The 23,189-nt window shown below is 64.9% G+C and carries 17 protein-coding genes; 5 read left to right on the top strand and 12 right to left on the bottom strand.

The window, feature by feature from the left end:
- Nucleotides 1-64: 64 nt before the first annotated feature.
- Together AC4D1W_RS06030 and galU are read right to left on the bottom strand one after the other, a co-directional pair.
- On the bottom strand, nt 65-688 hold the full coding sequence (locus AC4D1W_RS06030; RefSeq protein WP_490898224.1) for a GNAT family N-acetyltransferase: 624 nt from the start codon (nt 686-688) through the stop codon (nt 65-67).
- A gap of 8 nt (nt 689-696) precedes the next feature.
- On the bottom strand, nt 697-1,599 hold the full coding sequence (gene galU / locus AC4D1W_RS06035; RefSeq protein ID WP_490889557.1) for a UTP--glucose-1-phosphate uridylyltransferase GalU: 903 nt from the start codon (nt 1,597-1,599) through the stop codon (nt 697-699).
- Nucleotides 1,600-1,701: 102 nt separating this feature from the next.
- On the opposite strand from galU, the gene AC4D1W_RS06040 reads away from it, so the two are divergent.
- The 3 genes from AC4D1W_RS06040 to cpaB all read left to right on the top strand — a co-directional run bounded on the left by AC4D1W_RS06040 (nt 1,702) and on the right by cpaB (nt 3,603).
- Nucleotides 1,702-2,355 (top strand): 5-formyltetrahydrofolate cyclo-ligase, encoded by a 654-nt coding sequence (locus AC4D1W_RS06040; RefSeq protein ID WP_490889559.1) that lies wholly within the window; start codon nt 1,702-1,704, stop codon nt 2,353-2,355.
- A gap of 109 nt (nt 2,356-2,464) precedes the next feature.
- Nucleotides 2,465-2,785 (top strand): FmdB family zinc ribbon protein, encoded by a 321-nt coding sequence (locus AC4D1W_RS06045; protein ID WP_490889560.1) that lies wholly within the window; start codon nt 2,465-2,467, stop codon nt 2,783-2,785.
- Nucleotides 2,786-2,922: 137 nt separating this feature from the next.
- Nucleotides 2,923-3,603 carry a Flp pilus assembly protein CpaB gene (cpaB, locus tag AC4D1W_RS06050; RefSeq protein ID WP_490898134.1) on the top strand — a complete coding sequence of 227 codons (681 nt, stop codon included), beginning with the start codon at nt 2,923-2,925 and terminating at the stop codon, nt 3,601-3,603.
- A 4-nt stretch (nt 3,604-3,607) separates the two neighbouring features.
- Here the strand turns inward: cpaB and AC4D1W_RS06055 are convergent, their stop codons facing one another.
- The 4 genes from AC4D1W_RS06055 to AC4D1W_RS06070 all read right to left on the bottom strand — a co-directional run bounded on the left by AC4D1W_RS06055 (nt 3,608) and on the right by AC4D1W_RS06070 (nt 10,716).
- A complete protein-coding gene (locus tag AC4D1W_RS06055; protein WP_490898135.1) occupies nt 3,608-7,693 on the bottom strand; it encodes a DUF4011 domain-containing protein in 4,086 nt (1,361 codons plus the stop codon).
- A 111-nt stretch (nt 7,694-7,804) separates the two neighbouring features.
- Nucleotides 7,805-9,391, bottom strand: a complete 1,587-nt coding sequence (gene guaA / locus AC4D1W_RS06060) for a glutamine-hydrolyzing GMP synthase (protein ID WP_490889566.1) — start codon at nt 9,389-9,391, stop codon at nt 7,805-7,807.
- Between the two features lie 45 nt (nt 9,392-9,436).
- Nucleotides 9,437-9,901 carry a DUF3817 domain-containing protein gene (locus AC4D1W_RS06065; RefSeq protein WP_490898136.1) on the bottom strand — a complete coding sequence of 155 codons (465 nt, stop codon included), beginning with the start codon at nt 9,899-9,901 and terminating at the stop codon, nt 9,437-9,439.
- Nucleotides 9,898-10,716: an SURF1 family protein gene (locus tag AC4D1W_RS06070; RefSeq protein WP_490889570.1), complete on the bottom strand. Its 819-nt coding sequence runs from the start codon at nt 10,714-10,716 to the stop codon at nt 9,898-9,900. Before AC4D1W_RS06070 ends, AC4D1W_RS06065 begins: the two co-directional genes overlap by 4 nt.
- Before the next feature lie 128 nt (nt 10,717-10,844).
- On the opposite strand from AC4D1W_RS06070, the gene AC4D1W_RS06075 reads away from it, so the two are divergent.
- A complete protein-coding gene (locus tag AC4D1W_RS06075) occupies nt 10,845-12,563 on the top strand; it encodes an ABC transporter transmembrane domain-containing protein (protein ID WP_490898137.1) in 1,719 nt (572 codons plus the stop codon).
- The gene (locus tag AC4D1W_RS06080) at nt 12,556-14,343 is read left to right on the top strand and encodes an ABC transporter ATP-binding protein (RefSeq protein WP_490898138.1); all 1,788 of its coding nucleotides are present in this window, start codon (nt 12,556-12,558) and stop codon (nt 14,341-14,343) included. Before AC4D1W_RS06075 ends, AC4D1W_RS06080 begins: the two co-directional genes overlap by 8 nt.
- A gap of 16 nt (nt 14,344-14,359) precedes the next feature.
- On the opposite strand, the gene AC4D1W_RS06085 is transcribed toward AC4D1W_RS06080, so the two are convergent.
- The 6 genes from AC4D1W_RS06085 to groL all read right to left on the bottom strand — a co-directional run bounded on the left by AC4D1W_RS06085 (nt 14,360) and on the right by groL (nt 23,165).
- The gene (locus tag AC4D1W_RS06085; protein ID WP_490889575.1) at nt 14,360-14,845 is read right to left on the bottom strand and encodes a PTS sugar transporter subunit IIA; all 486 of its coding nucleotides are present in this window, start codon (nt 14,843-14,845) and stop codon (nt 14,360-14,362) included.
- Between the two features lie 86 nt (nt 14,846-14,931).
- Nucleotides 14,932-16,656 carry a glycerol-3-phosphate dehydrogenase/oxidase gene (locus AC4D1W_RS06090; protein ID WP_490898139.1) on the bottom strand — a complete coding sequence of 575 codons (1,725 nt, stop codon included), beginning with the start codon at nt 16,654-16,656 and terminating at the stop codon, nt 14,932-14,934.
- Nucleotides 16,657-16,706: 50 nt separating this feature from the next.
- A complete protein-coding gene (locus tag AC4D1W_RS06095; protein WP_490889579.1) occupies nt 16,707-17,846 on the bottom strand; it encodes a GuaB3 family IMP dehydrogenase-related protein in 1,140 nt (379 codons plus the stop codon).
- A gap of 58 nt (nt 17,847-17,904) precedes the next feature.
- Nucleotides 17,905-19,758 carry an ABC transporter ATP-binding protein gene (locus AC4D1W_RS06100; protein WP_490898140.1) on the bottom strand — a complete coding sequence of 618 codons (1,854 nt, stop codon included), beginning with the start codon at nt 19,756-19,758 and terminating at the stop codon, nt 17,905-17,907.
- A 51-nt stretch (nt 19,759-19,809) separates the two neighbouring features.
- The gene (gene guaB, locus AC4D1W_RS06105) at nt 19,810-21,420 is read right to left on the bottom strand and encodes an IMP dehydrogenase (RefSeq protein WP_490889582.1); all 1,611 of its coding nucleotides are present in this window, start codon (nt 21,418-21,420) and stop codon (nt 19,810-19,812) included.
- A 134-nt stretch (nt 21,421-21,554) separates the two neighbouring features.
- The gene (gene groL / locus AC4D1W_RS06110) at nt 21,555-23,165 is read right to left on the bottom strand and encodes a chaperonin GroEL (protein WP_490889584.1); all 1,611 of its coding nucleotides are present in this window, start codon (nt 23,163-23,165) and stop codon (nt 21,555-21,557) included.
- Nucleotides 23,166-23,189 lie beyond the last annotated feature (24 nt).

Raw genomic sequence — 23,189 nt, forward strand, 5'->3', positions numbered from 1 at the left:
GAGCAGATGCGTCTTTGCTCCTTCATTCACTACGGTGTGTCCGACGCGAAATCGAGAAGTTTGACTAGAGCCGCGGCGCAGTCTCCTGCCACCGTCGGAGGAGGCCGCCGGGAACCTCGTCGACTGTAAGGGCAAAGGTTCTATGGTCCGCCCACGAGCCCGCGATATGCAGGTAGTCCTTGCGGGTTCCCTCGTCCCGGAATCCCAACTTCCGGACGACCCGAAGGCTTGCCGCATTCTCCGGCCGGATGTTGATCTCCATGCGGTGCAGGCCGAGTTCCCAGAAGCAATAGTCCGTTGCGAGGGCGACCGCTGTGGGTGCGATTCCCCTGCCCGCACGCTCCTTGTCCACCCAATACCCAAGCGTCGCCGTCAGGGCGGAACCCCAGACAATTCCGGATACAGTGAGCTGGCCGACCATGGCCGGCCGGCCGCCGCCCTCGGGTCGCTCGGCGATCACGAACGGTAATGCGCTGGCGGAACGCACCTGGGAGTTCAGCGCACGCACCATCTCGTGGTACGTGGGCAGGTAACCGCCCGGGGCCGGGTTGGACGCCTCCCAGGGCGAGAGCCAGTCGAGGTTGCGGTGACGCAGTTCCATCCATTCGCGCTTGTCGCGATGTCGAAGCGGACGAAGGATGAGATTGCCGGTCTCGAGGGTGACCGGCCAGGCGAACCTACCCCACATGTCAGTAGTTAGCCGTCGAAGGAGCCGGTAAACTCCTGCAGCCACTTCCTGAGGTCAGGACCAAGGTCCTCGCGTTCGGAGGAGAGGGTGACCACGGCCTTCAGGTAGCTCAGCTTGTCCCCAGTGTCATAGCGCCGGCCGCGGAAAACGACACCGTACACGCCGGAACCCTCACCATCGGCTGCTGCCAGCGTCTGCAGGGCGTCCGTCAGCTGGATCTCGCCGCCGCGTCCTGGACCTGTCTCTTCCAGGACGTCGAAGACCCGGGGGTGCAGGACGTAACGCCCGATGACCGCCAGGTTCGACGGGGCTTCCTCAGCGGAGGGCTTTTCGACGAGCTTGTTGACGCGGACGTATTCCTCATCGTCGAGCGCGGAGATGTCAGCGCAGCCGTAGGCACTGATCTGATCCGGATCAACCTCGATCAGGGCGATCACTGACCCGCCGGTCTTCGCCTGGACATCGATCATGGTCTCAAGCAGGACGTCGCGCTCGTCGATCAGGTCATCGCCGAGCAGGACAGCGAACGGCTCAGAGCCGACGTGGAGCTTGGCGCGCAGCACCGCGTGCCCGAGCCCCTTGGGGTCCCCTTGGCGGAGGTAGTGGATGTCACCGAGCTCGGAGGCGCGGCGCACAGACTCCAGCTTCTCGAAATCACCCTTCGCTTCGAGCGTTTGCTCGATGAACGGCACCCGGTCGAAGTGGTCCTCGAGGGACCTCTTGTTGCGTCCGGTGATCATCAGAATGTCATTTATGCCGGCGCCGACGGCCTCTTCGACCACATACTGAATCGCCGGCCGGTCCACAACCGGAAGCATTTCCTTGGGCATCGCCTTGGTGGCCGGCAGGAACCTCGTTCCCAGGCCAGCTGCGGGAATGACGGCCTTGTTAACTCTTGGTCGCTCAGTCATGCCACAACACTACAGAATCGGCTGCTGTTCGATGAAAGTGCTACGCTCTCACGCCCTCACGCCCTCACGCCCTCACGCCCTCACGCCCTGTACAGTGCCACCATGGATTCCCGCGTGCAATCGTCGATGCCCTCACCGAGCCCTTCGTCGGTCAAGGAAGACTTGCGCCGCACATTGCGGAACCGGCGTCGCGCCCTTTCGGAGCGTGACCGCAGGTCAGCCGCCGCTGCGCTGAGCGACCAGGTGCTCGCGTGGTTGCGGAGCGCCCCCGGGAGGAGGTCCGGGCCCATTGCGGCGTACCTCTCGGATCCGCCGGAGCCCGGCACCGAGGAATTGCTGCCGGCCCTGATCAGTGCGGGGTACGACGTCGTCGTACCGGTGTGTGAACCGCTGTACCAGCTGAGCTGGGTGCGCTGGGAGCCGGGCGTCGAGCTGGCGAAAAGCCCTCGTGCTCCCCTCTGGGAGCCGGTTGGCGAACGAAAGCAATTCACGGCACTGGTGCCGTTCCGCCTGGTGCTGGTGCCCGGGTTGGCCATGGATGCGCTGGGAAACAGGATAGGCCAGGGTGGCGGGTACTACGACCGGTTCCTCGCGCAGCTGGTTCTCGAACAGCCCGACGTGGACAGGCTCGGCTATCTGTATGACGAGGAGATCCTCCCCGCTGGGGATGTCGAAACCACGCCCCTCGACATGCCGCTGCACGGCGCCTTCACGCCGTCCCGCCTGCACCGTGCGCCCGGCGAACATTCCTCATAAGCGCCAGAAGCAGTGTAGAATTGGCACTCGGACTGGTCGAGTGCCAAAATCCGGGGAAACCCGGACAACGAGACCGCCCACGAACAGCGTTCCCACAGGAGGATTGTCCATGCCTACATATGCTTACGCTTGCAGGGACTGCGGCCACGCCTTCGATGTCCAGCAGTCATTCTCTGATGACTCGCTGACGGTCTGCCCGGAATGCGAGGGCCTACTGCGCAAGAAGTTCAACAGCGTGGGTGTCGTCTTCAAGGGATCCGGCTTCTACCGCACAGACTCCCGCTCTGCGTCGTCGTCCGTCGAGACCGGCAGCAGCTCTTCTGCGAAGCCCTCCTCCACCTCATCCGGTTCCGACGGCAAAGCGGCTTCGTCGTCAACTTCTTCCTCCGGGGGAACGACGACGGCGCCGGCGGCTGCCGCTTCGGCCTAACCGCCGCACCCACTCCGGAGAAACCTTCCGCCGCGGGTGGACCGGTAGTCCTGCACAACCGGTTCTCCCGGGGCGGTTTTTCCACATAGGACCAACTCCCACGGTGCCGCCGTAGCAGGGTTCATATCGTTGGATCCATGAGTGAGCCATCACGCACCCCGAGTCACCTGCAGAGCCGGTTCCAAGCCTTCATCTTCCGGAAGAGGCGCCTTCTGGCCGCTGGCCTCCTGTGCGCTGCAGCCGGGGTGACCGTGGAAGCGCTCCTCCCCCATGAGCCCGCCACCGTGAGGGTTGTCGCTGCATCTTCAGATCTGCCCGTGGGCACGGTCCTCACCGCGGATCAGCTCGCCATCGTCGATCTTCCCGAGGCAGCTGTGCCCGAGCACTCGTTCACGTCCCCCGAACTGGTTGCCGGCCAGCAGCTGGCAACTCCTGTCTATGCGGGCGATGTCCTGGCCCAGAACTTTTTTGTAGGGGCCGGCCTGTTAGCCGGAAGCCCAGAGGGCACAGTCGCGGTTCCGCTCCGCCCGGCTGATGCATCCACGGTGCAACTGCTCTCGGCAGGGCAGCGCGTGGATGTGGTGCTCAGCACCGGAAACGGATTTGAGGTTTCCGCGAAGAACACCGTGTTGGCCCGTGGACTACCGGTGCTGTGGACGTCCGAGCAACCAGGTGCCGGGCCGTTCAGGCCCGCGTCAGGAGCGGAGGGCGGCCTGGTGGTCGTGGCGGCCAACCCGGACGAGGCGGCGGCACTGGCCGGCGCATCGAGCGCCGGCCAGGTTCACCTTGTACTCACGTCGGCGAGCAGCCAGGAGTGAACTGCTAGCTCCAGTGTGGAGGCTTCTGTTCCTTCAGCCACTCATCGTTGTCGCCGTCCTGGTCATTCCAGGACCGCGGATCATCCTCAGCCGCATGCTGTGGGATGACGTCCCCGTGCGGGGCCGTACTGGTGGTGGCCTCTGAACTCGGCTGGGCAACCGCCGAGGCCTCCGCGTCAGCCGGCTCGGCAGCCTCGCCGGATGTCCCTTCATCCGCTTGATCAGCGGGGCGGTCATCCGTCGGGTCTTCTTCATTCGCCCGGCTGTTCTCTGCTTCCGATCCCATCGTCTCCCCGTTTCCTGCAGGTGGCTCCTGTGCAGTCCGGCGCGGATTCGGCCGGTCAGTATGTTGAAGACCAAGATATCCCGATATGCGGTCGGCGCAGCCTTCAGGATCAGTGAAGACTTCAATGGTCCACAGCGGCATGTAACGCCAGCCCATCCGTTCAAGGAGCTGCGGGCGCAGCCTGCTCCGCTCCCTCACGGTCAGGCCGCGGTATCGATCGGATCCGTCGGACTCGATGGCTACAGGCGAGAGGAAGGGTGCACTGCCGTCCGCGCCGGAAGCGTGGCTGGAACTGAAGGCAGCAACGATGTCCAGCGCGCCGTCGTAATTGCTGTGGACGGTGGCACCGCGATGGCGCAGTCGTTCCACCAGGTCCGCAACCAGCGGGTCCTCGTTTTCGGACTCCACCACCGGGGCAACCCGGGTTTGCTCGGCGTCCCCGGAGAGCTCCCGGCGCAGCAGTTCGTAGAAGTCCAGCGCGCCGTGCCCCAACCGCTCGGGATCCAGGTCCTCGGGACGGAAGCACGTGAGAACATGCAGCCGGTACCGTGCACGAGTCATGGCGGCGACAAACTTGCCGCGGCCGTCCGGAGCAGACAGTGGACCGAAATTGTGCAGGGCCCGTCCGTGCGGGGTCCGCCCGAACCCCAGCGAGAAGATCACGGAGTCCCGGGTCAGCCCGGCGGCGCGGTCGATCGTGACTACCCGGAACGACTCGTTGCCAGGCTTGAAGAAGTCCGCAGCCCAGGGAGCATCAGCCATGGACAGACGGACGGCCTCGCCTACCCGCTGCGCGTGGCGGGCGCTTGCCGTGACGACAGCGAGTGAGTAGCTCGGCCGCTGCCGAATGTGTTCGAAGACCAGATCGACGACGCGCGTAACCTCAGCGGCGACACTCTCAACACCATCGTGATCCGAACTCGGCATGCCGGTTCCGTTGGGCAGGTACTCGACGGTGAGGGCGCGCTCCGTGCCGGTGATCTCTGATCCCGAGGGCAGGCGTGTGAGTTCTTTCCCGTAGAAACGTTCACTGAGGAAGGTGATGAGCCCCTTGTCCGCTCCGCGGTAGACATCCCGCAGCGCCAGTGACGGCAGGACCGCCGCAAGCGCCCGATAGGCGCTCGGAAGGTGTTCCGGCGTGTTGCGGCGTTCGTCCTCGACCGACACGGTGAAGCTACGCGGTCCGCCGAGGCGGTCATCACCGAAGGCAATGACCTGGCGCGAACGCGCCAGCGCCGGAACCACCGACTGCAGGGAGATCGACTCCGCGTCAAGCACGATCACGGCATCGAACATTTTGTCCTCAGGGAGCACCAGAGGCAGGACCAGCGGGCTCGCTGCCCACACCGGCATCAGCGCGGTGACCAGTTCATCGGCCTGGACACTGAGGGCGTCCAGGCCGGGCTCGCCCTCCCGCAACAGGCCGCGCAGTTGCTCAGCTTCGGCCGGCATGGTCTCCAGCGCCGCCCGCCAACGCTCCGCGAGGGCCCACCGGATCCGGCTGGCACCGGAGGCGACATGTGCGTTGTCGGCGAGCCGGTACTCGGCCTCGAGGGTGCGGAGGCTCGCGCCGTCGGACATCGCGAGGTAGTCGTCCCCGCTGATCATCGCCTCGAGGGCGGACTGCCACCACGCCAGCTCAAGTTCTCCCCCGACCTGACGGGCACCCACCTCACGTGCTGCGAGGTCGTCCAGCAGTTCACCGAGACCGTTCTCGCGCATTTCGTCGAGCAGCAGCGTGCGCTCGGGGAGCGTGGCAAGGCTCTGCTTGTCGCGTGCCAGGTCCGAGAGGCGGAGCACCAGCTCATCCAGCGGGATCGCGACGAGCTTGGGCTCGCCGGGAGTACCGGCCAGGATGGACGTGAGTTCCTTCAGTTTCGAGTCGATCGTGCGGTAGAAGCTGTTGATCTCTGCGAGCCCTGTGGGCACCGAGGGATGCCGCTCCGTGGTTGCATACCTGGTCCACAGGGTGCGCTGCTCCTGCACCTCGACGAGGGACTGATGAAGGTCGGAAATATGAACGCCGGGGCGGACGTACTCCTTCGCAACCCTGCGGAGGCGCGACCGGGTCATCGAACTCATCTCGATGGTGCGCTCCCGCCGCCACGATGAGGGCGCAGTTGCGGAAATAAGGTCGGTGACCGGCCGGTCGAAGATGTCCGGTGTGAACTTGTCGAGGCTGGCGCGCACAGCGACCAGCAGATCCAACTGCTCACCCCACTCTTCGAATGTGGTTCCGAGCTCGATGTGTGAGTGCTCGGCTACCGCTCGAACCTTCTCGCGCAGCAAGGGAATGTCCCGGGAAAGGTCCACCGTAAGGCTGTGAGCGTGTTCGGTTTCCTTGCGGTTGCGCAGGTTGGCACCGAACCAGGGGCTCTGTGTCGCTTCCCTGCTGAAGCCGCCGAGTTCAGCTGCACGACGGAGCCGCGTGGTCAGTTCCGTCCTGTTCGGGATGCTGTCCATGACGCTGCGCTTGAGCCGTTGGGTAGTGGCCGGAGCAGGGTCCAGGGACGTCAGCTCGGCGAGGGACTGCATCGCCTGATACGGCGAGCATCCCCAGCGCGACCGCACGTTGTGCAGCGAGCGGACATGATCGAGCAGCTTGTGGCGGTGCGAAACGAGCGTCTCGTGCAGCGACGCCAGCTTGGGCTCCACGGCTTTCTCGTTGCGGACAATCGCACGAACCAGCTGGTCCTTCAACTGCGCAGGGTTGCCGTTGGCATTCAACTGCAGCACGAGGGAGCCGAGGTTCAGCGCATCGAGTTCCTGCACGAACTGGTTCAGGGTCCCGCGGCGCTCGGCCACCACGAGGACACTCTTGCCCTGCTCTGCAAGCGCCGCTGCGGCATTCAGCGCGGTCTGGGTCTGGCCGGTTCCTGGAGGAGCGGACACCACGACGGAGCCACCGGCGGCGACGGCGTCGAGAACCCTCTGCTGCCCGGGGTCGGCGTCGAGGATCAGGAACTCGGTGGACGGGTGCCTGTCATCAAGGGGCGTATCCCGCGACGGCGCCTTCGCATCCGAGGGAGCATCGATGCCCTCGCGCGCTGCATCCATCAGAGCGGACAGCAGCGGGTGCTCCGGGCGCACCGCAGTGTCAACGCCGACGTCGGCAAGGTCCGCGAAGGTCGAGACGAGAATGTGGTGTTCGATGGTCATGCCGCGAACGTTGTCGGTGAGCGCGCGGAGACGGTCGAGCACTGGATGCGGATCGAAGCGGGCGGTGCTGTAGGCGAGCTGCGCAACGGCGTCGGGATCGAAATCGATGCCGTGGTCCTTGTGCAGCGTGCGCACGAGCGCCGGGTTGAGGCGCGCATGCTCCGTGAGCTGGAGCTCGTAATCGTCCTGCGAACTGTGCACCGTCAGTGAAACTGACGTCAGCAGGACCGGCGCCGTCAGCGAGTCGGTGCGGCCGCCGTCGTCCATGGAGCGCCAGGACGCGGTACCCGCGGCAAGGTAGCCGACGTCGATCCCGCGTTCGGTGGCGAGTTCGTAGACCTTCGCGCGGAGAAGGCGTGCGGCCTTCATGGCGGCGGCGTACTGGTCGGGATCCCGCAGCAGCGTGGACAGGCGGGTCCGACGGCCGGCCAGAAGCTGCGCGAGACCCGACGGGTGCGCATGCGTGAGATCGATGCTGTTGGAACGCGAAGGCGTGAAGTGCAGCAGAGTATCGGTTCCCGCGTGCGGTCCCAGTCTGCGCAGCCACGGAATCAGGAAATCTTCTGCGGAGTCCCCGGCTTCCTGCACTGGCACGGTTGTCCTCTTCCCTGCGGCCTCACGGCCTGATCTTGACCAGATAGGCATGTCTTCCAAGCTATCCGACGCTGCCTCCTACAAGCTGCAAGCAACGCGGACCGTCATCAATTTACCTGCTGATCGAGCGGCCTCGACCGACGCTGAGCGCCGGTGGAGGGGTCACTCCCACTCGATGGTGCCCGGCGGCTTGCTTGTAACGTCAAGCACCACGCGGTTGACGCCGTCGACCTCGTTGGTGATCCGGTTGGAGATTCGGGCGAGGAGATCATACGGAAGCCGCGACCAGTCCGCGGTCATGGCGTCTTCGCTGGATACCGGGCGGAGCACGATCGGGTGCCCGTAGGTGCGCCCGTCGCCCTGGACGCCGACGCTTCGCACATCGGCCAGCAGGACCACCGGCATCTGCCACACCTCGTTATCGAGGCCCGCAGCCGTGAGCTCTGCCCGCGCAATTGCGTCTGCCTTGCGGAGCAGCTCGAGGCGCTCCTGGTTGACGGAACCGACAATGCGGATACCGAGACCCGGGCCCGGGAATGGCTGGCGTCCGACGATCTCTGCCGGCAAACCGAGTTGGGCACCGACGGCTCGCACCTCATCCTTGAACAGCGTGCGCAGGGGCTCCACAAGCTCAAACTGCAGGTCTTCCGGAAGGCCGCCGACGTTGTGGTGGCTCTTGATATTGGCTGCACCCTCGCCACCGCCGGATTCGACGACGTCCGGGTAGAGCGTGCCCTGCACGAGGAAGCGGATCTTCTCTCCGTGGGCTTCGGCCTCAGCGATGATGGCGCGCTCGGCCTCCTCGAATGCGCGAATGAACTCGCGACCGATGATCTTGCGCTTGGTCTCCGGGTCCTCGACACCCTCAAGGGCTTCGAGGAACCGCTTCTGCTCATTCGCGACGTACAGGTTGACCCCGGTGGCGGCAACGAAGTCCCGCTCCACCTGTTCTGCTTCGCCCTCGCGGAGCAGGCCGTGGTCAACGAAGACGCAGGTGAGCTGGTCACCGACCGCCCGCTGGACGAGAGCCGCTGCGACGGCGGAGTCCACACCACCGGAAAGCCCGCAGATTACCCGGGCGTCCCCCACCTGCTGGCGGATTCGCTCGACCTGTTCCTCGACGATGTCGCCGGTAGTCCAGTTCGGGTTCAGGCGCGCACCCTTGAACAGGAAGTTTTCCAGCACCTGCTGGCCGTGCGCCGAGTGCTTGACCTCGGGGTGCCACTGCACGCCGTAGAGCTGCTTGCCTTCGTTGGCGAACGCTGCGACCGGAGCACCCGCGGTGCTGGCCAGGACTTCAAAACCGTCCGGTGCCGCCTGCACTGAATCGCCGTGGCTCATCCAGGCATTCTGGTGGTCAGGGGTTCCCTCAAGAATCGACCGCGCACCGTTGGAAACAACGACGTCGGTGGAACCGTATTCACGCAGACCGGTCTTCGCGACCGTGCCGCCGAGCGCGGATGCCATCGCCTGGAAGCCGTAACAGATACCGAGGACCGGGACACCGGCGTCGAACAGTTGGGGGTCCACCCGCGGAGCATCATCGGCATACACGCTGGACGGGCCGCCCGAGAGGATGATGGCCACAGGATTGCGAGCCAGCAGCTCGTCGGTGCTGATCGTGTGCGGAACAATCTCGGAGTAAACATCCGCTTCCCGAACGCGGCGGGCAATCAGCTGGGCGTACTGGGCGCCGTAATCGACGACGAGTACAGGCTGGTGTTCAGTGGCAGAAGCGGGGGTAGTCACGCATCAACAATAGTGGTAGTAGGGGTAACGCTGCACATTGCGCAGTCAGTACCTCGTCTTGGCTTCCGGGTGGGCGGCCAGTTCCTCTTCCACACGCCGGTGAACGCGCTTCTCGACGATGAATGAAAGCAGCGGGACAACACCGCCGAGAGCGATGATCACAAACTGGGAGAACGGCCACCGCGTGAACTGCCAGAGCCGGAAATCGGCGATGAGGTACACCACGTACAGCCAGCCGTGGACGATGAGAACGGCCGTGGACAGGTTGAAACCGCCCGCGCCGTCGACCTGGGCTTCCTCGACGAGGCCGAGCGCTCCGGCGGATCCGCCGGCGATGATCTCCGCGCCGAAGCCGTACTTCGCAACCATCTCCACCACTACGAGCAGCAGCATCACGCCGGTTGCATAGGCCAGCACCTTGTAGAAGCTGAGCGCCGATCGGATCTGGGCGTGTGTTCCGCCGAAGCGGCGTTTGCGGGCAGGGTTCTTGGCGGGTGCGCGTTCGGTCACGTTCTTACCTCGTCGGTGGTCGGTTCGTTCGAGCTGTCTTCACTGTGTTCGTCGTGTTCAATCTGTTCGTCTTCAAGCATGCGGCGGTGGTCGTCAGCAACGAGCCGCCACCACAGGAAGAAAGCGAAACCGGCGAAGACGAACCATTCCACGGCATAGAAGATATTGAGCCAGTTCACCGGCGTTTCCTGCGGCTGCGGGTCAATACGCACCGCTTCCAGGGGCGCCTCAGGCGGGACGGTGCTGCCGTCCCGCACAGTCTCGAAGGACACGACGAACCCGGAGTACACCGCCGGGATATCCCAGACGTTGATGAGTTGGGCAACGGATAGCGTGGGGACCTGCCCGGGAACCGGCCGCTCAACTTCCGGAGCTTCGGTGGGGAGAAGCCGGCCCTCGACCACCGCCGTGCCTACGCGCTCAGGAACTTCGGAGGCGGACCCAGTGTCGGGAACCCAGCCATGAACCACTGGGATAACCGCCGCGGGCTCGCCTGATCCAGCAACCTCGAAAGCCGAAACCAGCCACAGGCCGTCACGGTCCTCCTGCAGCCGGGTCTCCACCAGGACCCGGGTGTCCGGCAGGAAGCGACCCTCCATGCGCACCATTTGGTCGGCAACCCCCGCAGTCATGGGGATGCCCGGCTGGAACACCTCAGTGAGGGGCTGAACCTGCTCGGTGGTACTTGGAGGCGGGGGAGCGGCATCCTGCGAGCGCGAAAACTGCCACTGACTCAAGAGGACGAAAAACGCGGCGATAGCCATCGCGAGGATCAGGGCTAGGATCCATCGCGGCTTGAGCGCGGTTTTCAACACTTCTTAACGGTACTTGGTGCTGGTTGACCGGAACGAATTTCTTTCCGTCGGAGGAGATCGAGATCACACAAAACAGTGGTTGGGATTTATCTATCACTTCGGAGGATTTAGGACTACGATTGTGTCTCGTGCGCTCGTACCCCTACCCCGATCCAGGTCCGCCCGACCTTCGGTCGCCGTCCCGCTATCTGTTGTGGCTGGCCGCCAGGCAGAAGGGCACTCTGGCTGCCGCCGCCGTACTGGAAACGCTCCTCATGGTGGCGCAGGCGGTTGTCCCCTTCGCGCTGGGGCGTGCGGTCGACGAGGGAATCATCGGGCGCAGCTGGGATGCACTGCTTTGGTGGGTCGGCATCCTGGTGGTCCTCACGGTCAGCCAGGCCTTCGCCGGCATGCTTGCGCACCGCGCGGCCATCAGCAACTGGATGCAGGCAGCCTTCAAGTCGATCCGTCTCGTGGGTTACAAGATCACTCGCACAGGTGACGCGCTGCCCCAGAAACTCTCCACCGGCGAGGTCGTGTCAACGGCCGCGTCGGACGCGACCCGACTCGGCGAGATCTTCTATATAGCTGCCCGTCTCGCAGGTGCGCTGGTTTCCTGGCTCGTCGTGTGTGCGCTCATTGCGCTGAGTTCGGTCACACTGGCAATCCTTGTGCTGATTGGCGTCCCCGTATGCTGCGCCCTCCTCCTGTTCGTGGTGCGTCCGCTGCAGGCACGCCAGCGCGAACAGCGTGAAGCCTCAGGGAAGATGACCGCTGTCGGTGCCGACACTGTTGCCGGCCTGCGCGTGCTGCGCGGGATCGGCGGCGAGCACATCTTCGTCGACCGGTACCGTGAACGGTCAGCGGAAACGCGCGACGCCGGAATCAAGGTTGCGCGCTCCCTTGCAACTCTGGAGGCCTCGCAGGTTTTCATCGCGGGGGCCTTCAGTGTGGTGTTCACCTGGGTGGGTGCAACGCTGGTGCTGAGCGGTGAGATTGAACCAGGCCAGCTGGTCGCCCTGTTCGGCTACTCCGTGTTCCTCATGACTCCCATCCGGAGCGCCGCGGATGGCGTCTCACACTCGATCCGGGCGCTCGTTGGTGCCCGCAAGATCATCAATGTGCTGTCCGTTGACGCGAACATCACCGACAACGCCACCACCGCTGCACCCTCGGCGCCCGCTCTCCTCGTCGACACCTCGAGTGGTGTGGCACTGATGCCGGGCGGTCTCACCGCCCTGGTTTCAGCAGATCCTGCTTCTTCGGCCGACCTCGCCACCCGCCTCGGACGGTTCGACGACGCCGTGCTGAGGGAGGCTGTGGTCAGGTGGGGCCCGGCCGCACTGCACGAGGTTCCCCTTGCGGAGGTCCGACGCCGGATTGTGGTGAGCGAGGCCAACCCGCAGCTGTTCACAGGCACCCTGCGCAGCCAGCTCGATCCGCACGGGCGGCACAGCGACACGGAGATCCTTGCTGCACTCGAAGCCGCGAGCGCCCTGGACATCCTGGACGGTCTCGAGGCCGGCCTCAATTCCGAAGTCACTGAGCGGGGACGCGGCTTTTCCGGCGGACAGCGCCAGCGCCTGGTGCTTGCGCGGGCGCTGCTGGCCGACGCCGAGACGCTCGTGCTCATCGAACCGACCAGCGCTGTCGACGCGCATACGGAGTCCCGGATTGCCAAGCGGCTGGGAGGCGTGCGGCGCAGCGAAGGCAGAACCACCGTCGTCGTAACTGCCAGCCCTTTGATGCTCGGTGCCATGGACCGTGTGGTGTTCCTTGAAGACGGCCGTCTCCGAGCGGAAGGAACGCACCAGGAACTGATGTCGGCCGTCCCTGCCTACCGGAATGTGGTGATACGCAGTGAGTGATACGCAAGTGATTGAGCAGGCAACGGACCCCGGCGTAGCTGCGTCCGGCAAGTTGCCGGTCGCTGACGCGCGCGCCGTGAAGGCGGAGTCGTTCCGGCTGATCCGGCAGCACCGGAGCGGGCTTACCGTGGTGGTGCTGCTCTACGTCGGCTCAGCTGCCGCGGGGCTCGCGGGTCCGTTCATCCTCGGCAAAGTTCTCGATGCGGTCATCGCGGGCACCACCTCGGGCTTCATCGCTGGGATGTCGCTGCTGATGCTGGGGTTCCTCCTGGTGCAGGCCCTCCTGCGCAAGTTCGCCGTCCGGGCCGGCATGGTCTTCGGCGAGACGGTGTTTGCGGAGCTGCGTGAAGACTTCATGGCTCAGGTCACCTCGCTGCCGCTGTCCACGGTGGAGAAGGCGGGCACGGGTGATCTGGTCTCGCGGACGACGAACGACGTCGACTCCGTGTCCCACACCGTCCGGTTCGGTGTTCCGCAGGTGGTGGTGTCGGTGGTGACCATCATCATCACGCTTGCTGCCGCGATCCTCACCTCTCCGGTGCTCTCGCTTGCCCTTCTGGTGGGCGTTCCGCTGCTCTACCCGGCCACGCGCTGGTACCTCAAGCGCAGCTCAGCAGGGTACAAAACGGAACGGGAAAGCTACGCGGTGGTGAACGGGTCAATCACCGAAACCATCGAGGGTGCCCGGACCGTTGACGCGCTCGGACTGGGTGCACTGCGCCGGGCCAGGATGGACGAATCATTAGCAGGCAGCTTTGCTGCAGAGCGGTACACCCTGTGGCTGCGGTCGGTGCTCTTTCCGGCGGCGGACACCGCCTTCTGGCTCCCTGTCGCCGGGGTGCTGCTGTGGGGCGGATTCCTGGCTTCCACGGATGCGGTGACTCCGGGCGCCGTCGCGACGGTGGCACTGTTCGCCGTCCGTCTGATCGATCCGGTGGACCTGCTCATCATGTGGACGGACGAGATCCAGGTGGGTGCGGCGTCTCTGGCGCGGATCATCGGAATCAAGAACGTTCCGGGTGACCGCACCGCAACGAAGGAGCAGCCCGAATCCGACGACATCACCGTCTCCGGCGCCCGGTACGCCTATCGCCCCGGCCACGATGTGCTGCACGGCGTGGACCTTCAACTGCGCCGGGGAGAACGTCTGGCGATGGTCGGCCCGTCCGGTGCGGGGAAGTCGACGCTCGGGCGGCTCATTGCGGGCATCCACCCGCCCACCGGCGGTTCCGTCACGGTGGGCGGTGTGCCTCTCGTGGACCGGCCACTGGATGCCCTGCGCCGCGAGGTTGCCCTGGTGACCCAGGAGCACCACGTGTTCGTGGGCTCCCTCGCGGACAACATCCGGCTTGGGAAGGCTGACGCAACAGAGGCACAAATCGAACAGGCACTGAACGACGTCGGAGCCCTGGCCTGGGCGCGCGCGTTGCCGGAGGGTCTGGACACGGAGGTTGGGTCGGGTGCATATGAGTTGACCCCTGCCCAGGCACAGGAGGTCGCCCTCGCGCGGCTGGTGCTGGCCGATCCGCACACGCTGGTGCTCGACGAGGCGACATCGCTGATCGATCCTCAGGCGGCTCGAGACCTCGAACGGTCCCTGAGCGCCGTGCTTGAGGGCCGCACGGTGGTGGCGATCGCTCACCGCCTCCATACAGCGCACGACGCCGACCGCGTGGCAGTGGTGGAGAACGGCAACATCACCGAGCTGGGCTCGCACGATGAACTGCTTGCGCTCGGCGGCTCGTATGCGTCGCTGTGGCGGTCCTGGCGGACGGAGTAGGTTCGCAGGCCCGTCGCTAGTGGTCGAAGAACACCAGCGACGAGTTGATGAGCTCGCTGATCACTTCGGCGTCGTGCGCCCTGCGGAGCGATTCGCGGAAGTTCTCCTTGAACAGGGAACGCGCCAGCGTGGCGAGCACCTCGAGGTGCTCCGAAAAGGACCCCGCCGGAGTCGCAATCAACAGCACCAGGGTTGCCGGCCCGTCCAGCGCGCCGAAATCCAGGCTGTGCCCGAACCGCGTGACGCCCACGGCGATGGAGGTCTGCTCCACGTACTCGCTCCGGGCGTGGGGCAAACCCACGCCGCCGGGCAGGCCGGTGGCCATCTGGTGCTCACGGGAATTGACCTGCGCGAGGAAGGCCTCGAGGTCTGTGATCCGCCCGCATTCGTGCAGGCGGGCAGCCAACTGGGCAGCGGCGTCGGCCTTGTCCTCAGCCACCATGTCGAGGATCACCATCTGCGGTGTGGTCAGTTCGGCATCATGCAGGTCGAGGGGGGTCACAACCGGCCTCTCACGGAAATTTTGGGAACTGGCGTAAGGACGAGTGCTCCGGACGCCAGTGCCTGACCGGCGCCGCGATGCGGGTACTAGCTTAGCGGGACGATGTCTTCGACTCCCATGCGCGCGCTGTCCGCCGACACGTCGTCGGGCTGTTGCTGGCTGAGTCTCTCGGCTTCCACCCGCGCGAGGTAGTGCTTAACCTCACGGTCAACCTGGGCTTCGCTCCACTCAAGGTGCGGAGCCATCAGGTCCGCCACCACGGGAGCCGCTGACACACCGCGGTCCCAGGACTCGATCGAGATGCGGGTGCGGCGGGTCAGTACGTCATCGACATGGCGGGCGTCCTCATGGGTGGCCGCGAAGACAACCTCGGCACCCAGGTAGTCGTCAGCGCCGGGAAGCGGTTCGGCGAGCTCGGGATTTTCCCGGATAAGCCCAAGCACAAGTTCCGCCTGGGTCCCGTACCGCTGGAGCAGATGTTCAACGCGGGCCACATGGACCCCGTACTCCTCGGCCATGCGTGCACGCTTGTTCCATGCCGCCTTGTAGCCCTCGGCGCCGAGCAGGGGAACGGTCTCGGTGCAGCTTTCGGGTACCCGCTCATCGAGGGCGCGCGAGGCTTCATCCACGGCGTCCTTTGCCATGACCCGGTACGTAGTCCACTTGCCTCCGGCGACGACGACCAGGCCGGGGACAGGGTGCGCCACGACGTGCTCACGCGAAAGTTTGGCCGTGGAGTCATTCTCCCCGGCGAGCAGCGGACGCAGGCCGGCATAGACACCTTCCACGTCTTCGCGTGTCAGGGGCCGCTTCAGGACGCGGTTGACGTGTTCAAGGATGTAGTCGATGTCCGACGACGACGCCGCAGGGTGGGCCTTGTCCAGGTCCCAGTCGGTGTCCGTGGTGCCGATGATCCAGTGCCTGCCCCAGGGAATGACGAACAAAACGGATTTCTCGGTGCGCAGGATGAGCCCCACGGTGGACTGGAAACGGTCCCTGGGCACCACCAGGTGGATACCTTTCGAGGCTCGGACCTTCAACTGTCCGCGGTCGGTGACCATGGCCTGGGTTTCGTCAGTCCAGACACCGGTCGCATTGACGATCTGCTTGGCGCGGATGTTGAATTCCTCGCCGGTCTCATGGTCCTTGACCCGGGCGCCGACCACGCGCTCGCCTTCCCGCAGGAAGTCCTCGACGGAGACCCGGTTCGCCGCCTTCGCGCCGTAGGAAGCGGCGGTGCGCACCATGTTGACGACGTAGCGCGCGTCATCGACCTGGGCGTCGTAGTAGCGGATGGAGCCCACCATGGCGTCATCCTTCAGGCTCGGCGCCGCCCGGAGGGTTCCCCTACGTGAGAGGTGCTTGTGCATGGGGACGCCGCGCGAGTTGCCGGAGGTCATGCCCATGGTGTCGTAGAGGAAGATGCCGGCGCCGACATACGGGCGCTCGATGAAGCGCTTGCTCAACGGGTAAAGGAACGGCACCGGGCGGACCAGGTGCGGTGCGATCCGCTGGATCAGCAAACCGCGCTCCTTGAGCGCTTCCTGGACCAACGCGAAGTCGAGCATTTCAAGGTAGCGCAGACCGCCGTGGATGAGCTTCGATGACCGCGATGATGTGCCGGCGGCCCAGTCCCGCGCCTCGACGATTCCCACATCAAGACCCCTCGTCACCGCGTCCAGAGCGGAACCAACGCCGACGACGCCGCCGCCCACGATCAGGATGTCCAGTTCCTTGCCGGGTTCGGTAGTGGACTTCAGGGCAGCGAGTGACTCTTCGCGCTGCTGGGGGCTGAGGGCGCCTTCATTCATGGCCGTTATCCACCTTCGTTGTCGCGAATTGGTCCCTCAACCTTAGGCAATCAGCCGTTCGAAAGGTAGGGCGACAGCACTACCTCCACGCGCTGGAACTCCTTCAGGTCCGAGTAACCGGTGGTTGCCATGGCGCGGCGCAGGGCACCGATCATGTTCGAGGCGCCGTTGGTGTGATGTGACGGTCCCCAGAGCACTTCCTCGAGCGGCCCCACCGTACCGACGTTCACCCGGTCGCCGCGGGGAAGCTCGCTGTGGTGCGCCTCCTGGCCCCAGTGCCAGCCCTTGCCGGGGGCTTCCTCGGCGCGGGCCAGGGCGGAGCCCAGCATGACGGCGTCGGCTCCGACCGCAATGGCCTTCACGATGTCCCCGCTTGCCCCCATTCCGCCGTCAGCGATGACATGGACGTAACGGCCGCCCGATTCATCCAGGTAATCGCGGCGGGCGGCGGCCACATCCGAAATGGCAGAGGCCATCGGCGCGTGGATTCCGAGGGCGCGCCGCGTCGTCGTCGTCGCTCCCCCGCCAAAGCCGACCAGGACGCCGGCCGCACCGGTGCGCATGAGGTGCAGCGCCGGTGTGTAACCGGCGGCGCCGCCGACGATCACCGGGACGTCGAGCTCATAGATGAACTGCTTGAGGTTGAGGGGTTCCTCGTTTTTGGACACGTGTTCCGCGGAGACAGTGGTGCCGCGGATGATGAAGATGTCGACGCCGGCGGCCAGGACTGTCTTGTAGAACTCCTGCGTGCGCTGCGGGGTCAGCGAACCGGCAACCGTGACGCCGGCGTCGCGCATTTCAGCCAGCCGGCTGGTAATCAGTTCAGCCTGGATCGGGGCCTCGTAGAGCTCCTGCATCCGACGCGTGGCCGCGGGGCTGAAGTCCTCCGTGGAGAGGCCGGCAATCTCTTCGAGGACCGGCGTGGGGTCCTCATAGCGGGTCCAGAGTCCCTCGAGATTGAGCACGCCGAGGCCACCCAGCTTGCCCATCGCGATTGCGGTGGAAGGCGACATGGCCGAGTCCATGGGGGCTGCGATGACCGGCATCTCAAACTGGTATGCGTCAATCTGCCACTGGACCGAGACGTCCAGTGGGTCGCGGGTGCGGCGGGACGGGACCACCGCAATGTCATCGAGGGAGTATGCCCTGCGTCCGCGCTTGCCTCGGCCGATCTCAATCTCATAAGTCACTGGTCTAGGTTATCCCAGCTCGAATCGCGGTCCTGCTTCGACGAAAGCCAGGACGGGATCAGCTCACCGTCCCGGTCCTGTCCTCACCCACCAGCTGGCTTTCGAACATCCTGAAGTAGCGTCCGCGCAGTGCCACCAGTTCTGTGTGGGTGCCGGACTCGACGACGCAGCCGTCCTCGAGCATGTAGACGACGTCGGCTTTCTCGATGGTCGCCAGTCGATGGCTCACCGCGATGATGGTGTGCTCGCGGTCGGCGAACAGACGTCCGAAGATTCGGTGTTCGGCGAGCGCATCTATTGCCGAGGTGGGTTCATCCATCACGATGAATGTTGCGTCCCGGTAGAAGTTCCGTGCCATCGCCAGGCGCTGCCACTGCCCACCCGAGAGTCCGCTGCCCTTGCGCCCGCGCGGGTCTTCCATCCAGTTGCTGACGTGGTTCTCGAAGCGGCCCGGCAGTCTCTTGATGAAGTCTTCGGCTTCGGCGTCGTGGGCTGCGCGCACGATGCGTTCGTCATCCCGCAGCTCGGAGACGTCGCCAAAATAGATGTTGTTGGCTGCGGTCGCAAATTCGTACTTGAGGAAGTCCTGCGACATGACTGCCAGGTGCCGGTGCCAGGAGGAGATCTCAATGTTGGCAAGGTTCTCACCGTCCAGCAGAACGCGCCCGGCGCTCGGCTGATAGAGGCCGGCGAAAATCCGGATGAGCGTCGATTTACCGGCACCGTTCTCCCCGACGATGGCGACGTGCTGTCCGCTGCGGATATCCATCGAGATTCCCTTGAGCACCTCGATGTCGCTTCCGGTGTAGGTGAACCGGATGTCTTCAAGGCGCACGGACGACGGCGCCCGCTGCAACCGCCGTTGGCCTTCGACGGCGACGGGATACCCCATGAACTCTTCGTAGTCCTTCAGGTTCGCCAGGTCCTCGTCGATGGAACTGAGCGAGGTGACGAGACTGGTTGCCGTTCCCAGTGCGCGGCTGACGATCTGCTGCACGTAGAGGAACTGGCCGACAGGCTGGGCGCGGACGATGATCTGGCCGACCACCCAGATCAGTGCGATCACCTCGGCTCCGTACTGGAGCGAGTCAGCGAGCAGCTGCCTGGGGATGTATTTGCGCTGGAATTCGAGACGGCGTTTCTCATCGGCGTCGCGGAGCCGGGACCGCAGGTCCATCAGATAACCCACAATGCCGTAGAGCCGCATTTCAGCGATGTGCTGCGGGCGCATGAGATTCGTTTCGATCATCCGCCGCTGCCGCCGGGAATCGACTTGGGTGTTCCAGTGGGCCATCTGTTCACGAGAGAGACGGAACTGCAGATACACGCTGGGAACGATGGCCACCAGCACGATCAACGCGATCCACCAGCTGACCAGTACTAGTGCGCCGATGGCGAGCACCACCGAGACAAGCTGCGTGAAGATTGCCGCAATGCGGTCCAGCACCCGCGAGTAGGAGTCGGAGAACCTGCGGGCGCGGTCGTAGAGATCGACGGTTTCCTTGTCGTCATACCGCCAGAACTCAAGCGCGAGGAACCGCTCATACATCAGGTCACCTACGATCGCCCCGACGCGGAAGCTCAGCACCTGCTGGATATAGCGGTCGACGCCGTTGAACCCGCCCCACAGCAGGCCAAGGACCGCGGTGATCACCACATACACGATGGCCTGCCCACCGGCATCAGGGTCACCGGCGTACGCCTCGGCAAGCGCCGTCGTCGTAAGCGCAGCGAAGTAGGTGGTGACCAGCGGCAGGACGGCAGCTATGAGCGAGCCGACCACTTTCATAGCGACGCCGCCCGGCGACGCCTTGATGCTGACCTTCAGCACCTGCCCCACCGCACGGGCGTACGGCCGCAGAGCAGGCCGCGGACGAGCCGGCCGCGGTGGGCGCAGGGACTCGTCGCTCATCTGCTCTGTCCGGCTATTCGGCTTGCTACCTGGACCGTCTACTTCGAACTGCTACTTGGACCCGTAATTGGGCGCCTCAACGGTCATCTGGATGTCGTGAGGGTGTGATTCCTTCAGCCCGGCAGATGTGATCCGGACGAACTTGCCCTTGGCCTTCAGCTCCGGGATGGTGCGCGCCCCGGTGTAGAACATGGTCTGGCGCAGGCCACCGACCAGCTGGTACGCCACGGACGACAGCGGGCCCCGGTAGGCGACCCGGCCCTCAACGCCCTCGGGGATGAGCTTGTCATCACCGCTGACGTCACCCTGGGAATAGCGGTCCTTGGAGTAGGACGTGTTCTTGCCGCGGGTCTGCATTGCGCCGAGAGAACCCATGCCGCGGTAGGTCTTGTACTGCTTGCCGTTGACGAAAACCAGTTCGCCGGGAGCTTCAGCCGATCCAGCGAGGAGCGAGCCGAGCATGACGGTGTCCGCACCGGCGACCAGTGCCTTGCCGATGTCACCCGAATACTGCAGGCCGCCGTCGGCGATGACCGGAACGCCGGCGGGAATTGCTGCCTTGGCGGACTCATAGATGGCCGTCACCTGGGGGACGCCGACGCCGGCTACCACGCGGGTGGTGCAGATGGAACCCGGTCCCACGCCTACCTTGATGCCGTCAGCACCCGCGTCGATCAGCGCCTGCGCGCCCTCGCGGGTAGCGGCCTGACCGCCGATGACGTCTACGTGCCCGGCGGCTTTCTCGGCTTTGAGCCGGGCGATCATCTCGAGGACGCCGGCGCTGTGGCCATTTGCCGTATCGACGAACAATGCGTCCACACCGGCGTCGACCAGTGTCATGGCGCGTTCCCAGCCGTCGCCGAAGAAACCGATGGCGGCTCCGACACGGAGGCGGCCCTCGTCGTCCTTGGTGGACAGCGGATACTGTTCCGCTTTCGTGAAGTCCTTGACGGTGATGAGGCCGCGGAGGATGCCGTCGTCGTCGACAAGGGGAAGCTTCTCGATCTTGTTCTTGCCCAGAAGGCCGATCGCATCCTCACCGCTGATGCCCACGTGGCCCGTGACCAGCGGCATCGGGGTCATCACTTCGCGGACCAGCCGGTGCGGGAACTCGTGCTCGGAGACAAACCGGGTGTCGCGGTTGGTGACGATTCCGAGGAGCCTGCCGTCGCCGTCGACCACGGGAAGGCCCGAGACGCGGTAATGGCCGCAGAGGTCATCGAGCTCGCGCAGGGTGGCGTCAGGGCCGACGGTGACCGGGTTGGTGATCATGCCGGACTCGCTGCGCTTGACGCGGTCCACCTGCTCGGCCTGGTCGGCGATCGACAGGTTGCGGTGGATGACGCCGAGGCCGCCCTGGCGCGCCATGGCAACCGCCATGCGGGCTTCGGTGACGGTGTCCATGGCGGAGGACAACAACGGGGTCTGCACACTGATGCGCTTCGAAACCCGGGAACTGGTATCCGCTTCGGACGGGATGACGTCAGTATGTCCGGGCAGCAACAGGACGTCGTCGTAGGTCAGGCCAACAAAGCCGAAGGGATCATGGGGGGTCGACTGTTCGCTCAACGCGGCGCCTCTTTCGGGGGGATGCTGTGGGAGTATCGCCAGTGCGGTGGACCGGCGCGTTCCGGCTTCTATCGTAGAACGAATGGAATCCATCCCCTATTCCAATGACCCCTTTAAAGATGTGAAACGAGCAACGTTCCGGCCTTCGGGGAAGACCGGAACGTTGCTCGAGCGCCCCTGGCGGCCAAGTGCTGCCGGTGGCTGGTGCCTTTAGTGGCTATGTGCCGCTAGTGGCTGTGGCCGTGGTGCTCTTCTTCTTCGGCCGGCTTCTCAACCACGAGGGTCTCGGTGGTGAGAACCAGTGCGGCGATCGAAGCTGCGTTGCGCAGGGCCGAGCGGGTGACCTTCACCGGGTCGATGATGCCGGCATCTACGAGGTTCTCGTAGTCGCCGGTGACGGCGTTGAAGCCGTGGTTGACATCAAGCTGGCCGACCTTGTCAACGACAACGTAGCCCTCGAAGCCTGCGTTCTCGGCGATCCAGCGCAGCGGCTGGACCAGTGCACGGCGGACGAGGCCGACGGCGGTAGCCGCATCGCCCTCGAGCTTGAGCACAGCCGGGTCTTCTTCGAGGACCTTCGAAGCGTGGATCAGCGCGGAACCGCCACCTGCGACGATTCCTTCTTCCAGGGCTGCGCGGGTGGAAGAAACAGCATCTTCGATGCGGTGCTTCTTTTCCTTGAGCTCAACCTCGGTGGCTGCGCCGACCTTGATGACTCCAACGCCGCCGGCGAGCTTGGCGAGGCGCTCCTGGAGCTTCTCGCGGTCCCAGTCAGAGTCCGTGCGCTCAACCTCGGCGCGGATCTGTGAAACGCGATCGGCAACATCCTGCTCGCTGCCTGCACCGTCAACAATGGTGGTGGCGTCCTTCGTCACGGTGATGCGGCGGGCCGTGCCCAGCACTTCGAGGCCGACCTGGTCGAGCTTCAGGCCCAGATCCGGGGAAACGACCTGCGCACCGGTGAGGGTGGCGATGTCCTGGAGCATGGCCTTGCGGCGGTCACCGAAACCGGGAGCCTTGACCGCAACAACGTTGAGGGTGCCGCGGATCTTGTTGACCACAAGGGTGGACAGTGCTTCGCCCTCGATGTCCTCAGCGATGATGAACAGCGGCTTGCCGGCCTGCAGCGCCTTCTCGAGCAGCGGCAGGAACTCCTGCAGAGCGGAGATCTTGCCCGAGTTGATCAGGATCAGCGCGTCTTCGAGGACGGCTTCCTGGCGCTCGGGGTCGGTCACGAAGTAGGGGCTCAGGAAGCCCTTGTCGAACTGCATGCCTTCGGTGAGGACGAGCTCGGTCTGCGTAGTCGAGGATTCCTCGATCGTGATGACGCCGTCCTTGCCGACCTTCTCAAAGGCTTCGGCGAGCAGGTCGCCCACTTCCTGGCTCTGGGCCGAGATAGCGGCAACGTTTGCGGTCTGCTTGCCAACGACCTCGCGGGCGTTTTCGAGCAGGCGGCCGGCAACGGCCTCGATGGAGACCTCGATGCCGCGCTTCAGTGCGCCCGGGGCCGCACCGGCAGCAACGTTGCGCAGGCCTTCCTTGACCAGTGCCTGTGCGAGGACCGTGGCCGTCGTCGTGCCGTCACCGGCAACGTCGTTGGTCTTGGTTGCAACTTCCTTGGCGAGCTGTGCGCCGAGGTTCTCGAAGGGGTCGTCGAGCTCAACCTCACGGGCGATGGTCACGCCGTCGTTCGTGATGGTGGGGGCGCCCCACTTCTTGTCGAGGACGACGTTGCGTCCGCGGGGGCCGAGCGTCACCTTGACGGTGTCGGCCAGCTTGTCGACGCCGGCTTCCAGCGAGCGGCGAGCGGCGTCGTTAAACTCCAACTGCTTTGCCATTGTATTGGTTACGTTCCTTTCAGG

The organism is Arthrobacter sp. TJ-170, assembly GCF_058269305.1.

Coding starts and splice junctions, on each gene's coding strand:
- AC4D1W_RS06055 (WP_490898135.1), bottom strand. CDS start 7,693: ATGCCTATCTGGTCAAGATCAGGCCGTGAGGCCGCAGGGAAGAGGACA.
- AC4D1W_RS06040 (WP_490889559.1), top strand. CDS start 1,702: ATGGATTCCCGCGTGCAATCGTCGATGCCCTCACCGAGCCCTTCGTCG.
- AC4D1W_RS06090 (WP_490898139.1), bottom strand. CDS start 16,656: ATGAATGAAGGCGCCCTCAGCCCCCAGCAGCGCGAAGAGTCACTCGCT.
- cpaB (WP_490898134.1), top strand. CDS start 2,923: ATGAGTGAGCCATCACGCACCCCGAGTCACCTGCAGAGCCGGTTCCAA.
- AC4D1W_RS06045 (WP_490889560.1), top strand. CDS start 2,465: ATGCCTACATATGCTTACGCTTGCAGGGACTGCGGCCACGCCTTCGAT.
- AC4D1W_RS06030 (WP_490898224.1), bottom strand. CDS start 688: ATGTGGGGTAGGTTCGCCTGGCCGGTCACCCTCGAGACCGGCAATCTC.
- guaB (WP_490889582.1), bottom strand. CDS start 21,420: ATGGATTCCATTCGTTCTACGATAGAAGCCGGAACGCGCCGGTCCACC.
- groL (WP_490889584.1), bottom strand. CDS start 23,165: ATGGCAAAGCAGTTGGAGTTTAACGACGCCGCTCGCCGCTCGCTGGAA.
- AC4D1W_RS06100 (WP_490898140.1), bottom strand. CDS start 19,758: ATGAGCGACGAGTCCCTGCGCCCACCGCGGCCGGCTCGTCCGCGGCCT.
- galU (WP_490889557.1), bottom strand. CDS start 1,599: ATGACTGAGCGACCAAGAGTTAACAAGGCCGTCATTCCCGCAGCTGGC.